The sequence below is a fragment of the Clostridium folliculivorans genome (assembly GCF_024341905.1).
In the GTDB taxonomy this organism is placed as follows: Bacteria; Bacillota; Clostridia; order Clostridiales; family Clostridiaceae; genus Clostridium_AR; species Clostridium_AR folliculivorans.
Genome location: NZ_BQXY01000002.1, coordinates 315,532 through 329,411, shown reverse-complemented (window position 1 = coordinate 329,411; position 13,880 = coordinate 315,532). Strand labels below are relative to the sequence as shown.

13 protein-coding genes are annotated in these 13,880 nt (G+C 30.5%); 12 read left to right on the top strand and 1 reads right to left on the bottom strand.

The genetic code is table 11. From position 1 onward, the window contains the following. Positions 1-4: 4 nt before the first annotated feature. Positions 5-370, bottom strand: a complete 366-nt coding sequence (locus OCU55_RS07875; RefSeq protein ID WP_261851766.1) for a YraN family protein — start codon at positions 368-370, stop codon at positions 5-7. Between the two features lie 113 nt (positions 371-483). Here OCU55_RS07875 and OCU55_RS07870 point away from each other — a divergent pair, with 113 nt between their 5' ends. From OCU55_RS07870 to dxr, 12 genes are all read left to right on the top strand, one after another. Next, on the top strand, positions 484-2,019 hold the full coding sequence (locus tag OCU55_RS07870) for a YifB family Mg chelatase-like AAA ATPase (protein WP_261851765.1): 1,536 nt from the start codon (positions 484-486) through the stop codon (positions 2,017-2,019). A 14-nt stretch (positions 2,020-2,033) separates the two neighbouring features. Beyond that, positions 2,034-3,086: a DNA-processing protein DprA gene (dprA, locus tag OCU55_RS07865; protein WP_261851764.1), complete on the top strand. Its 1,053-nt coding sequence runs from the start codon at positions 2,034-2,036 to the stop codon at positions 3,084-3,086. A gap of 41 nt (positions 3,087-3,127) precedes the next feature. After that, a complete protein-coding gene (topA, locus tag OCU55_RS07860) occupies positions 3,128-5,212 on the top strand; it encodes a type I DNA topoisomerase (RefSeq protein ID WP_261851763.1) in 2,085 nt (694 codons plus the stop codon). Between the two features lie 319 nt (positions 5,213-5,531). Then, positions 5,532-6,308, top strand: coding sequence for a GTP-sensing pleiotropic transcriptional regulator CodY (gene codY / locus OCU55_RS07855; protein ID WP_261851762.1), 777 nt, complete (start codon positions 5,532-5,534; stop codon positions 6,306-6,308). Positions 6,309-6,697: 389 nt separating this feature from the next. Continuing rightward, a complete protein-coding gene (gene rpsB, locus OCU55_RS07850; RefSeq protein WP_261851761.1) occupies positions 6,698-7,399 on the top strand; it encodes a 30S ribosomal protein S2 in 702 nt (233 codons plus the stop codon). Between the two features lie 67 nt (positions 7,400-7,466). Further along, positions 7,467-8,381, top strand: a complete 915-nt coding sequence (gene tsf, locus OCU55_RS07845) for a translation elongation factor Ts (protein ID WP_261851760.1) — start codon at positions 7,467-7,469, stop codon at positions 8,379-8,381. Positions 8,382-8,454: 73 nt separating this feature from the next. Further along, positions 8,455-9,165 carry a UMP kinase gene (gene pyrH, locus OCU55_RS07840; protein WP_183277408.1) on the top strand — a complete coding sequence of 237 codons (711 nt, stop codon included), beginning with the start codon at positions 8,455-8,457 and terminating at the stop codon, positions 9,163-9,165. An 11-nt stretch (positions 9,166-9,176) separates the two neighbouring features. Beyond that, entirely contained in the window at positions 9,177-9,734 is a 558-nt protein-coding gene (gene frr / locus OCU55_RS07835) for a ribosome recycling factor (protein ID WP_261851759.1), read from the top strand. 120 nt (positions 9,735-9,854) lie between these two features. Then, entirely contained in the window at positions 9,855-10,619 is a 765-nt protein-coding gene (gene uppS, locus OCU55_RS07830) for an undecaprenyl pyrophosphate synthase (RefSeq protein WP_261851758.1), read from the top strand. Between the two features lie 13 nt (positions 10,620-10,632). Further along, positions 10,633-11,427: a phosphatidate cytidylyltransferase gene (locus OCU55_RS07825; protein ID WP_261851757.1), complete on the top strand. Its 795-nt coding sequence runs from the start codon at positions 10,633-10,635 to the stop codon at positions 11,425-11,427. A gap of 324 nt (positions 11,428-11,751) precedes the next feature. After that, positions 11,752-12,723 (top strand): AI-2E family transporter, encoded by a 972-nt coding sequence (locus tag OCU55_RS07820; protein WP_261851756.1) that lies wholly within the window; start codon positions 11,752-11,754, stop codon positions 12,721-12,723. Then, entirely contained in the window at positions 12,720-13,874 is a 1,155-nt protein-coding gene (gene dxr / locus OCU55_RS07815) for a 1-deoxy-D-xylulose-5-phosphate reductoisomerase (RefSeq protein ID WP_261851755.1), read from the top strand. Before OCU55_RS07820 ends, dxr begins: the two co-directional genes overlap by 4 nt. Positions 13,875-13,880: the final 6 nt, after the last annotated feature.

Here is a 13,880-nt window from a genome sequence, read left to right as displayed (position 1 = left end):
CTGTTTACCTAAATGCATCTTTTATTAAATTAGTCTTAATATCTGCATTTCTATGATTTAGATATACTTCTATGACATCAAATCTAGCATTTACATTATATAATCCATATTTGTGAATAAAGTATTTTGCAACTCTTTTTATGCTGAGTACTTTACTGAAAGATACGGCTTCCATTGGACTTCCAAATCCTAAGTCGTATCTTGTTTTTACTTCAATAAAACAGAGTATTTCCTTGTCCCAACCTATTATATCTATTTCTCCATTTCTACAATTGAAATTTTTCTTGATAATATTATATTTTTCACTTAAAAGAAGATTGAAAGCTATATTTTCCCCTGTAGTTCCTATGGATTTATTCAATTTTTTCATATTATTATCCCCTTATTAGCATATTTTTAATATTATTGCCTTTTGAAACAAAAAAATAACTTTTTTGTTATTAAAATTAAAAATGGTCAATAATCATTAAAGAGGTGATTTAGATGGCAACAAAAATAATAAGTGCATCATTTAACGGTATTGATGGTGAAGTTGTATATGTAGAGGTGGATATTAATAAAGGATTACCTTCATTTTCTATAGTTGGACTGCCAGATATGTCAATAAAAGAATCTAAAGAAAGGGTTCGCTCTGCTGTAATCAATAGCGGATATGAATTTCCCCTTGGAAGAGTAGTAGTGAATCTAGCCCCTGCTGATATAAAAAAGATAGGGACTCTTTTAGATTTGCCAATAGCTATTGGCATTCTACTAGAAAGCAATCAAATTACAATAAGTGATCCTAATAAATACATGCTAGTAGGTGAATTATCATTAAATGGTGAAATAAACGCTGTGAATGGATGTTTACCTATTATATTAGAGGGTAAGAATAGAAGAATAGATAATTATATTATACCTCAAGGAAATATTGAAGAAACAACGCTAATAAAGAATGGAAATATATATCCTTTTAAGAATTTAAAGCAGGTTACTGAATTTCTAGTTTACGAGGATCAATTGCCATTAAAACATAATGAAGTGGTTAAGTTTAACAATTCCTATAAAATTGAATATGATTTTAGTGACGTATATGGAAATGAAACGGCAAAAAGAGCTTTAGAAATTTCTGCGGCATCCAATCATAATGTTATGCTATATGGACCAGCTGGTTCTGGAAAAACAATGCTGGCTAAGAGGCTATCATCAATACTCCCGGATTTAAGCTATGAAGAATGCTTAGAGGTTACAAAAATATATAGTGTTTCTGGAAATCTGAAGAATAAAAGTGGTGTTGTTGATATAAGACCATTTAGAAATCCTCATCATACAACACCTAAAAATACCCTTATAGGTGGTGGAAGAGAATTGGCAGTTGGTGAGATTAGTCTTGCACATAAAGGGGTATTATTTTTAGATGAGCTATTAGAATTTGATAGAAGAGTTCTTGAATGTTTAAGAGAGCCCTTAGAAGAAAAACTGATACAGATTTCAAGACTTTCTGGTAAAATAACATACCCAGCCGATTTTATTTTTATCGGAGCAACTAATCAGTGTCCTTGCGCAAAAGGCCTTGATAATAGCGGATTTTCAAGTTGTATTTGTACTGATTTAGAAAAAGTTAAGTATCAAAAAAGATTGTCAAAAGCAATAGCAGATAGGATAGATTTATATGTATCAGTGGTTCAAATTCCATTTAATGAACTAATGAGTAATTCGAGAAGAGAAAGTTCTAAAGATATAAAAGAAAGAGTCATGAAGGCAAGAGGTTTGCAACAAAAAAGATACAAAGGGATAGGGTTAACCTTTAATTCCCAATTAAATCATAGTCAAATAAAAAGATATATAAAATTAGATAACGAATGCTTAGAGTTAATAGAAAAGATTTATGATAAATATAGAATAAGTACAAGAGGTCTGGATAAAATTTTGAAAGTTTCTAGAACTATAGCTGACTTAAATGATGATAAGGATGTAAAAAAATCATCTATAATAGAGGCTTTAAGTTATAGAAAGTTTTTTGATGGACAGATAATATAAAGGAGAAATTAATTTTGGATTTTTATAAAATTTGGTTTTCCATGTTACCTATAAATGATAGTATAAAATTGAATCTACTGGATGAATATATAGATGAAGAAACTATTTATAGAAATATAAACTTTAATCATTATAAAACGGAAAAACTAGTAAATAGCAAGATTAAGAATAATATTTCAGAAGAAGAGATAACTAAACTTACTACATATATAATAAAAAATAATATCGGACTTGTAACCTACACAGAAGATAGATATCCTAGCCCTTTAAGACATATTAAGGATGCTCCCTATTGTTTATTTTATAAAGGGGATATTGACATTTTAAATAAAAAGATTAATATAGCAGTAGTAGGCTCAAGAAAATGTACGTCCTACGGAAGAGAAGCTACAAAGTTTATTTGTAGGGAATTAAGTAGATATGATACGTGTATAATTAGTGGCGGAGCCTATGGAATAGATTCAGAAGCTCATAAAAGTGTCATAGAAAATAAAGGAGTCACTTGTGGAGTATTAGGTTGTGGTATTGATGTAATATATCCGGCGTATAATAAAATTTTATATGAGAATATAGCAGTAAATGGTTGTCTTATATCAGAGTTTCTTCCAGGAACTAAACCTTTACCTTATAATTTTCCTAGACGAAATAGAATAATTAGTGGATTGTCCAAAGCTGTTATAGTAGTAGAGGCTAATGAGAAGAGTGGTTCGCTAATTACGGCAAATTATGCATTAGACCAAGGTAAAGATGTTTTAGCAGTACCAGGAACAATTTATTCACCTCAAAGTAAAGGTACAAATAAACTAATAAGAGATGGTGCTACATCTATATTAGATACAATAACTTTATTAGAAGGTCTTGATATCAATATGAAAAAAAATAAAAATTTCAGTGATACCTTAAAAGCGCAAATAATAAGGTTATTAAATGATAAACCTACTCATATTGATGAAATTATAAGAAACACAGATATTGACACCTCAATGATTTATGAGTTATTATTTGAAATGCAATTTAATAATGAAATTATGTGTATTTTAGGAAATTATTATGTTAAAAATATTTAAAACTAGGGGGTGAACACTCCAAAGTTTTTGAGGAGTAAAAAATGGGTCAAAATCTTGTAATAGTAGAATCGCCTGCAAAGGCAAAAACAATTAGTAAATATTTAGGAAAAAATTATGTTGTAGAAGCATCTATGGGACACATAAGAGATCTTCCTAAAAGTCAGCTAGGGGTTGACGTTGATAATAATTATAATCCCAAGTATATAACCATAAGAGGTAAAGGGGATTTATTAGATAAGCTAAAAAAACTTGCAAAGAAAAGTGATAAGATATTCTTGGCAACTGACCCTGATAGAGAAGGGGAAGCTATATCTTGGCATCTTGCTAATATCTTAAAGATACCTGATATGGATACATGTAGAGTTGAATTTCACGAAATTACAAAAAATGCAGTTAAAAATTCCATAAAAAATCCAAGGACTATCAACCAAAACTTAGTAGATGCTCAGCAAGCAAGAAGAGTATTAGATAGACTAGTTGGTTATGAAATAAGTCCTATTCTCTGGAGAAATGTTAAGTGGGGACTTAGTGCTGGTAGAGTACAATCAGCGGCCTTAAAATTAATATGTGATAGAGAAGATGAGATAAATAAATTTGAATCTAAAGAATATTGGACTGTTGATATAAAATTAGAAAAGAAAAATAAAAAATTCAATGTTAAGATAGCAACACTTAAAGGAAAGAAATTTGAGATAGCTACTGAAGAAGAAGCAAATAAAACAATAGAACAACTAAAGAAAAACGATTTTATAGTTGCAAAAGTTAAAAAGGGAACAAAAAATAAAAATCCGTTACCGCCTTTTACAACAAGTACTCTTCAACAGGATGCTAGTAGAAAACTCAACTTTCAAACTAAGAGAACTATGTCAATAGCCCAACAAATTTATGAAGGTGTTGAAGTTAAAGGATATGGAACAGTGGGACTTATAACATATATGAGAACTGATTCTGTAAGAATATCTAAGGAAGCTCAAGATAGTGCTTTACAATTTATTGGTGACATTTATGGGAAGAGCTATATACCTGAAAGCCCAAGAGTATATAGAGGTAAAAAGAATATACAAGATGCCCATGAAGCAATTAGACCTTCATTAGTTGAAATAACACCTGAAATTGCAAAAGATAATCTGTCAGCAGAACAATATAAGCTATATAAGCTTATTTGGGAAAGATTTATAGCAAGTCAGATGGCATCATGTGTTCTTAACACTAATACTATAGATATAAATAATGGGGACTATAAGTTAAAAGCTACTGGATCGACCATTAAATTTGATGGTTTCATGAAGATATACGAATATACAACTGACGAAGATGATGAAAGTGTATTACTTCCAGAAATAGAAGAAGATGAAGTTCTAAACTATGATAGTATAGTAGGTAAACAACATTTTACACAGCCACCGCCAAGATATACTGAAGCTTCTTTTGTTAAGGTATTAGAAGAAAATGGCATAGGAAGACCAAGTACGTATGTGCCAACGATATCTACTATCTTAAGCAGAAAATATGTACAAAGAGAAAAGAAGAATCTTTTTCCAACTGAGCTTGGTATTATTGTAAATAATATTATGAGTGATTACTTTAAGCAAATTGTTGATGCGGATTTTACAGCAGATATGGAAAATAAGCTTGATTATATAGAAGAAGGAAAAGTAGAATGGGAAAAAATTGTTGATGAATTCTTTGGGCCGCTAAAGGAAGCATTAGACAAGGCGGAAAAAGAAGTATCAAAAGTTGTAATTGAAGATAAAGTAAGTGATGTGCCATGTGATAAATGTGGCAAGATGATGGTTATAAAGCAAGGACGCTTTGGTAACTTCCTAGCATGTCCTGGATATCCTGAGTGTCAAAATACTAAACCAATAGTAGAAGAAATCGATGCTAAGTGTCCACTTTGTAATGGAAATGTAGTTGTTAAAAAGAGCAAAAAGGGAAATAAGTTCTATGGATGCTCTAATTATCCAGAATGTTCTTTTGTTAGTTGGTATGAACCAGCTAAAGAAAGATGTAGCAATTGCAATTCACATATGGTTGTTAGATATAGTAAAAGCAAAGGCAAATATTTAGAATGTACAAATAAAGAATGTGGCAATAAAGTTCCTGTTCAAAATGATGAAAAGTAGAATTATATGTCGAAATAGCGGAAAAGACTGTTGAAATAAGTTTTTTTGTATGCTAAGATAGATTTGGATGTGAAGTTTTTTAAAATTTGAACTATTCAAAAAATTCGAAAAATATTTTCAGGGGTTTAATTTTTTTATAAACTTAAATTGGTACGTGCTATGGCTCTATTACGAAAACTTAATTTATACTTGTTCTAAAATAGTGGATTATTTGGATCTTAGGGCATGTATAAATTAATAGTTTAAGTTGGAACCGTAAATGTGTGTGTAAAATTAAGCCCCTGTATTATAAACATCGGTATTATTGAGGAGGAATTTAATGTCAACTCTACTAAACAAAACAAGAATGTTAAATAAAATTTTGCAAAAATCAGGTACTGAACCTTTAGCATTTGAAGATATTTGTAAATTATTAAGTGAAGTATTAGCATGTAACGTGTACATATCAAGTAGAAAAGGAAAAATACTAGGATATACTTTTTCTGATAGCTTCGAATGTGACATAATGAAAAGAAAGATATTGGATGACAAGAGATTTCCAGAAGAATATAATAATAAACTATTGAACATAGGAGATACATTAGCTAACCTTCCTAACAAAGGACAATGTGTTTTTGAGGGTGAAGGTGAATGCATGATGTCGGACAAGCTTTCTACAATAGTTCCTATAGTTGGAAACAGAGAAAGACTAGGAACACTTCTACTTGCAAGATTTAAGGAACCATTTACTGATGAAGATTTAGTATTAGTAGAATATAGTGCAACAATAGTAGGGTTAGAAATTCTTAGATCTAAACAAGATGAAATTGAAGATGACGCAAGAAAGAAAGCAGTAGTTCAATTAGCTATTGGAACACTTTCCTATTCAGAGCTTGAAGCAGTTGAGCATATTTTTGATGAATTAGATGGAAATGAAGGATTACTAGTTGCATCGAAAATTGCGGACAAGGTTGGAATAACAAGATCTGTTATAGTAAATGCATTAAGAAAGTTTGAAAGTGCAGGAGTTATCGAGTCACGTTCATTAGGAATGAAGGGAACTCACATTAGAATCCTTAATGAAAAATTACTTGATGAATTAAAGAAAATAAAATAGTCAATAATTATAAGGAGGAGATTTCCTCCTTATTTTTTTATTCTTTAGGAATTTATAATTCAATTATATCTGTAGATAAATATGAGTAAAAACTCAAAATATAATGTGATATAAATAATAAAAAATACTAATTTATCGTCTGTAAGATTCTTTACTACGTTTAGAAAAGGTAAATGCGTAAAAAAACACTGAAGAAAGTCGCTTCAGCAATTTTTCCATATTAATTAATAATTTTACAAATTTATATTGCTTGACAGTAAACCTTATGATATACTGTCTAAGGTAAGAAAATACACACATTATCGAATTGTTAGAGTGGTGCCCTGTTAGGGAATCTCTAAAAATATGATGATAGTGGAGGAAACAACCAAAATTTAGGAGGTACTTTTATGTCAGTTATTTCAATGAAACAATTATTAGAAGCTGGTGTTCATTTCGGACATCAAACAAGAAGATGGAACCCTAAGATGGCTCCTTATATATTCACAGAAAGAAATGGAATATATATAATAGATCTTCAAAAGACAGTAAAGAAAGTTGAAGAAGCTTATGATTTCATTAAAGAAGTAGCAACAGAAGGTAAAGATATACTTTTCGTTGGTACTAAGAAACAAGCACAAGAAGCTATTCAAGAAGAAGGCGCTAGATCAAACATGCACTTCGTTAATAATAGATGGCTTGGTGGTATGCTAACTAACTTTAACACTATTAAGACTAGAATAAACAGATTAACTGAAATCGAAAAGATGGAACAAGATGGTATATTCGATGTTCTACCTAAGAAAGAAGTTACTAATCTTAAGAATGAAATGGAAAAGTTAGAAAAAAATCTTGGAGGAATCAGAAACTTAGATGCTACTAACATAGGTGCATTATTCGTTGTTGATCCAAGAAAAGAAAAGAACGCTATATCAGAAGCTAAGATTCTTGGTATACCAGTAGTAGCAATAGTTGATACTAACTGTGATCCAGATGAAGTTGATTATGTTATACCTGGAAATGATGATGCTATAAGAGCTGTAAAACTTATAACTGCAAAAATGGCTGATGCTATTATTGAAGGAAGACAAGGCGAACAATTAGCTGAATAATTATATATAGGTAGATGAAGCAAGGCTTCATTTACCTTTTAAATTAACATTTTAGGGAGGAATTAGCATGATAACTGCTCAAGCTGTTAAAGAATTAAGAGAAAGAACTGGCGCTGGAATGATGGACTGTAAGAAAGCTCTTACAGAAACAAACGGCGATATGGACAAAGCTGTAGAAGTATTAAGAGAAAAAGGATTAGCTGCTGCTGCTAAAAAAGCTGGCAGAGTTGCTGCTGAAGGTATAGTTAAGACTTACATATCAGATGACAAGAAGAGTGCTGGTATAGTTGAAGTTAACTGTGAAACTGACTTCGTTGCTGCTAACGAAGAATTTGTAGCATTTGCTGGTAAGTTAGCTGAAATGGCTTCAACTACTACTGTTGCTACAGTTGAAGAGTTTGTAGCTCAAAAATACAACGAAGAACAAACAGTTCAAGAATTCTTAACTGTTCTAATCGCTAAATTAGGCGAAAACATGACAGTAAGAAGATTCCAAAAGTTCACAGTTGAAAATGGAATAACTCAAAGCTACATCCATGGTGGTGGTAGAATTGGTGTTGTAGTAGAACTAGGATGTGAAACTGCTAGCCCAGTTTTAGAAGAAGTTGCTAAAGAACTTTGTATGCAAGTTGCTGCTGCAAATCCTTTATTCTTAGATAAGACTCAAGTTGATACTGAATCTTTAGAAAAAGAAAAAGAAATATACAGAGCTCAAGCTCTTAATGAAGGAAAGCCTGAAAAGATCGTTGATAAAATGGTTGAAGGAAGAATTCAAAAATACTATAAAGAAGTATGTTTAGTTGAACAACCATGGGTAAAAGATGGTGATAAGACTATAACTAAATACTTACAAGAGAAATCTAAAGAAGTTGGTTCTCCAATCAACATCAATACTTTCGTTAGATATGAAAGAGGAGAAGGTATAGATAAGAAAGAAGAAAACTTTGCAGAAGAAGTTGCAAAGCAAGTTCAAGGAAAATAGTAAAACAAAAGAGAACACACCGTGTTCTCTTTTTTTAAAAAATAAATATATACTACATGGTGGAGGTTGTGTAATGGAAGCTAAATATAGAAGAGTAATACTAAAACTTTCCGGTGAAGCTCTAGCTGGTGATAATGGGTTTGGAATCGATTTTAATGTAGCAACAAGAATAGCTAGTGAAATAAAAGAGCTTGTAGATATGGGCATTGAAGTAGGGGCTGTAGTTGGTGGCGGAAATATATGGAGAGGCAGAAGCGGAGAAGGAATGGATAGAACTACTGCTGACTATATGGGGATGTTAGCAACTTGCATAAATGCACTTGCACTTCAAGATTCATTAGAAGGTTTAGGTGTACTTACTAGAGTTCAAACTGCAATCGAAATGAAAGAAGTAGCAGAACCTTTTATAAGAAGAAGAGCTATGAGACACCTTGAAAAAGGTAGAGTTGTAATATTTGCAGCAGGCACTGGTAACCCATATTTCTCAACTGATACAACTGCAGCTTTAAGAGCAGCTGAAATAGAAGCAGATGTTATACTTTTAGCTAAAAAAGTTGACGGAGTTTATGATAAAGACCCACATAAGTACAATGACGCTAAAAAATATGATACTTTATCATACATTCAAGTGTTAGAACAAGGTCTTCAAGTTATGGATTCTACTGCGACTTCACTATGTATGGATAATAGTATTCCAATACTTGTGTTTGGACTTGATGAGCCAGGAAATATAAAAAAGGCCGCATGCGGAGAAACAATTGGTACTTTAGTTTGTAATAAATAAGGAGGTTTATGATGATTAAGGATATTATAAAAGCATCTGAAGATAAAATGAAAAAAACTTTAACTGTTTTACACTCTGAGTTAGCGACAATGAAAGCTGGAAGAGCTAATCCAACTATGCTTGATAGAATACAAGTTGACTATTATGGAAGTATGTGTCCTTTAAATCAAGTTGCTAATATTTCTGCTCCAGAGCCAAGACTACTTGTGATTACTCCTTGGGAAAAGTCACTTTTAAAGGAAATAGAAAAAGCTATATTGAAGTCAGATTTAGGCATTAATCCAACTAATGATGGTACGATAATCAGACTTTTAGTTCCAGAACTTACTGAAGAAACTAGAAAAAATCTAGTGAAAAATGTTAAGAAAGATGGCGAAGAGGCCAAAGTTGCTTTGAGATCAATCAGAAGAGATTCTAATGATAAAGTTAAATCTTTAAAGAAAGATGGAGAAATTTCTGAGGATCAAATTAAGAAGGCTGAAGAAGATATACAAAAAATAACTGATAGTTATGTAAAAGAAATAGATAAAATGGTAGCAGACAAGGAAAAAGAAATTATGACAGTTTAAAACCTGCTTCTTTAGCAGGTTTTTTTCTCTTTAAATAAAATTTGTTTAAAATATATTGGTATGAAGAAAATATTGATACTATTAATAATGTCATAAATCTTCTTATAGGAGTGTAAAAATATGTTTAACTTCTTAAAAAAGAGAAGCACTATAAGTGATGATGGAAGTATACATTTAAATTATGATAATATACCGAAACATATAGCTATAATTATGGATGGCAATGGGAGATGGGCGAAGCAAAGAAATCTCCCAAGAACTATTGGTCATAAGGCTGGTGTAGAAACTATTCGTAGAATTATAAAAGAATGTGATAAGTTGGGGGTTAAGTATATAACTCTGTATGCTTTCTCAACAGAAAATTGGAAAAGACCAAAGGATGAAGTCAGTGCTTTAATGGATTTATTAGTTGAATACTTAAAAAAAGAATTTGACGAACTTAATAAAAGCAACGTAGTTATCAACCATATAGGTGATATTTCCAAGCTACCTGAAAGGTGTAGTAAGGAACTTATAAGTGCATACGAAAGAACCAAAGATAATACAGGTATAGTTATGAATCTTGCCTTGAATTATGGTGGTAGATCTGAAATAATAGATGGAGTAAAAAAAATAGCACAGGATATAAAAGATGGTAAATTAAAAATTGAAGACATTGATGAAGAGGTAATTTCATCTCATATGTATACCAAAGGTATGCCAGATCCAGATTTAATTATTAGACCAAGTGGAGAACAAAGATTAAGTAACTTTTTACTTTGGCAATGTGCTTATTCTGAGTTTTGGTATTCCAATATAAATTGGCCTGATTTTTCAGAGTCAGATCTTCATAAAGCTATTTACGATTATCAGAATAGAGATAGAAGATTTGGCGGCATAAAATAACTGAGGTGATATTATGAAATCAAATAACAGATACCTAGGTGCATTAATAATTGCTCCAATACTAATTTTTATATTTCTTGGTGGAGTATACTTGAAGTACTTCACAATTTTAATATCAATGATTGGTATGTATGAATTTTACAAAACAATGAAAGTTAAAGACTTTAACCCAATATGGCCAGTTGGATATGCCCTTTTAATTTGCTATTACTTTATAAACGCAGATATAGAAAAACTAGTGTATCTGCTGATAATAGCACTAATTATTCTATTTTGTATACCGGTTATAAATACAAAATATACTTTTATAGATGTTTCGTTAACTATTTTAGGATTTTTATATGTAGGCGTTTTTTTTAGTTTTATTTATCTGATAAATGCTATGCCTAATGGTAAATTTCTAGTATGGTTGATATTCTTAGCATCTTGGCTTTGTGATACTGTAGCTTATTATACAGGAAAATATTTAGGAAAAAGAAAGCTTTGTCCTAAAGTAAGCCCTAAAAAAACTATTGCTGGTTCTGTAGGTGGATTATTTGGTAGCACTTTAGCTTTATCAGTTTATGGATATTTCATAAACTCTTTTATACATAATATCCCTTTTTATCATTATATAATAATAGGAATATTATGCGGGGTGTTCTGCCAATTTGGAGATTTAATAGCATCTTCTATAAAAAGATATGTAGGTATAAAAGATTACAGCAATCTTATACCAGGTCACGGTGGAATACTTGATAGATTTGATAGTATATTATTCGCTTCAACTATAATATATATGTATCTTCACCTAGTATTATCTATATAATTTATAATATGTAAAATTAACTAAAATTTAATATCTACTTGAACTCATAATGCAGAAATGCACTATGAGTTTTTTTTGCTTCATTTATTTTTTTATTAATATACTTATATTCTTATTAATATAATTAACTAAAGTAATTATATATAAATGTCCATATCCTAAGTTAAGACAAATAGATCTATATTAAAATTATAAATTACTGTTTATATAGATTTACCACTTTGTAATAAAACTTATATATTTAAATGCTCTTACCAGAATACGTGGGAGTTTTAAATATATCTTTCTGTTTGAAGTTGTACATCTATATAGAAAGGAGTGAAAATGTTAAAAGAATATGCGAAATTAATTCAATTACTAATTTTATTAATTGTAATTTTACTAATATCTTATATTGTTAAAAATTATTTTAATCCATTTTTATATATTATAGTTTTGTATTTATTAGCAAAACCTTCACAAAAGTTTTTCTCAAAAGTTACAAAATCATTTAAATTATCTGCAGCTTTTAGTATAATTGTATTAAATTTACTTTTATTTATTATCATATTTTATTTGAGTAACAATATGATTGTGCTTTTTCAAAAATATATTGTTTTAAATATAGACAAGCTACGATCTTTTTATGATGATTTTATTAATTTGATTACAGTAAGCGGTAATGGTGATATGCTAAATAATGGAAGTAATTTTATTGACAGTTCAATTATAAGAAAAGGCGCTGCATATACATCTGAAAGCATTGTATCTTATGTTATTGCCAATATTTGTGTTTACTTCTTGCTCGTAGATGAGATGCTATTGAAAAAAGTTTTCTATTCGTTTTTACCAACTTCAGTAATCAATAATATAGGACAGTCTATTTTGAAGTTAAAAAAACTAGCTGCTATTGAAATAATGCTTGCGTTAATTAGCACTTTAGAAACATTAATAGGCTTTATTTTCTTCAAAGTACCAGAGCCGTTTTTGTTAGCTGTTATATGTGGAATGCTTGACATACTTCCTTATGTAGGAACAATTATTGTATTTATTCCACTAATAATATACAATATTGTATTAAAGGAGTATTTCGTAGCTTTTGGATTGGTGATATTATACATTCTAATTCAAATAAATAGAGAGATTCTTGAAACTAAATTTATTGGAGATAAGCTAGATATTCATCCTATACTTGCACTTATCTCAATATATATAGGAATTAAACTATTTGGTATAATAGGCATCATATCAGGTCCGCTATATATACTTCTAGCTAAAAACATAATAATCAGTTCAACTCAGGAGGATTTTACATGAAAAATATAGCTATATTAGGGGCAACTGGTTCTATAGGAACACAAACTTTAGATGTATTAAGATTTCATAAAGATGATTTTAAGTTAATAGGAATAAGTGCAAACAGAAGTACTCAGAGTATTATGAATATAATAGACGAATTTTTGCCTAAGATTGTGGCTATGACGGATTTCGAAGCTTACAACATAATTTTGGATTATTGTACTAAAAAAGGGTATGATATAGAAGTGAACTTTGGCATTGAGGGATTGAATAAAATTGCAACCCATAGAGAAGTGGATGTTGTTGTTACTTCTGTTGTTGGTATGATAGGATTAGAACCAACATTGAACGCCATTTGGGCTGGAAAAACAATTGCATTGGCAAACAAAGAAACTTTAGTGGTTGCCGGTGAATTAGTTATGTCAGAAGCAAAAAAGAACAATGTTAATATACTTCCGGTTGATTCAGAGCATAGTGCAATATTTCAAAGTCTTCAAGGGAATAAAATGAACAAAATAGATAAAATATTACTTACTGCTTCAGGCGGACCTTTCAGGGGAAAAAAGACAGAAGATTTAAGTACTGTTACCCTTAAAGATGCATTAAAACATCCTAATTGGTCAATGGGGCCGAAGATAACAATTGATTCTTCTACTCTTATGAATAAGGGCTTAGAAGTAATAGAAGCACATTGGCTTTTTGATTGTGACTATGACAAGATAGAGGTGGTTGTACATCCTCAATCGGTTATCCACTCTATGATTCAATATGAAGATGGAGCCGTAATAGCGCAACTTGGAACTCCTGACATGAGATTACCTATTCAATATGCATTAAATTACCCAAATAGGAAAAGCAATATTGGAGGGACTTTAGACTTTAAAACTTTACGCACTTTGACATTTGAAACTCCAGATTTGCAAACCTTTAAATGTCTAGGTCTTGCATTTAAAGCTGGAAAGCTTGGAAAACTTATGCCTTGCATACTTAATGCCGCAAATGAAGCGTGTGTAAGTTTGTTTTTGAACAATAGAATTGAATTTTTACAAATAGAAGAAGTTGTTGAAGAATGTATGAATAAGTTCGATTACAACAAAGAAGTAACTTTAGAAAATGTAAAGGCTATGGATAAAGAAGTAAGAGATTATGTATTTAAAAAGTATGAATAGGAGGAA

What these genes read in the sequence shown, in the direction of transcription:
- dxr (WP_261851755.1), top strand. Translation starts at nt 12,720, where the DNA reads ATGAAAAATATAGCTATATTAGGGGCAACTGGTTCTATAGGAACACAA.
- rpsB (WP_261851761.1), top strand. Translation starts at nt 6,698, where the DNA reads ATGTCAGTTATTTCAATGAAACAATTATTAGAAGCTGGTGTTCATTTC.
- tsf (WP_261851760.1), top strand. Translation starts at nt 7,467, where the DNA reads ATGATAACTGCTCAAGCTGTTAAAGAATTAAGAGAAAGAACTGGCGCT.
- frr (WP_261851759.1), top strand. Translation starts at nt 9,177, where the DNA reads ATGATTAAGGATATTATAAAAGCATCTGAAGATAAAATGAAAAAAACT.
- OCU55_RS07875 (WP_261851766.1), bottom strand. Translation starts at nt 370, where the DNA reads ATGAAAAAATTGAATAAATCCATAGGAACTACAGGGGAAAATATAGCT.
- OCU55_RS07820 (WP_261851756.1), top strand. Translation starts at nt 11,752, where the DNA reads ATGTTAAAAGAATATGCGAAATTAATTCAATTACTAATTTTATTAATT.
- OCU55_RS07825 (WP_261851757.1), top strand. Translation starts at nt 10,633, where the DNA reads ATGAAATCAAATAACAGATACCTAGGTGCATTAATAATTGCTCCAATA.
- OCU55_RS07870 (WP_261851765.1), top strand. Translation starts at nt 484, where the DNA reads ATGGCAACAAAAATAATAAGTGCATCATTTAACGGTATTGATGGTGAA.
- topA (WP_261851763.1), top strand. Translation starts at nt 3,128, where the DNA reads ATGGGTCAAAATCTTGTAATAGTAGAATCGCCTGCAAAGGCAAAAACA.
- pyrH (WP_183277408.1), top strand. Translation starts at nt 8,455, where the DNA reads ATGGAAGCTAAATATAGAAGAGTAATACTAAAACTTTCCGGTGAAGCT.
- codY (WP_261851762.1), top strand. Translation starts at nt 5,532, where the DNA reads ATGTCAACTCTACTAAACAAAACAAGAATGTTAAATAAAATTTTGCAA.
- uppS (WP_261851758.1), top strand. Translation starts at nt 9,855, where the DNA reads ATGTTTAACTTCTTAAAAAAGAGAAGCACTATAAGTGATGATGGAAGT.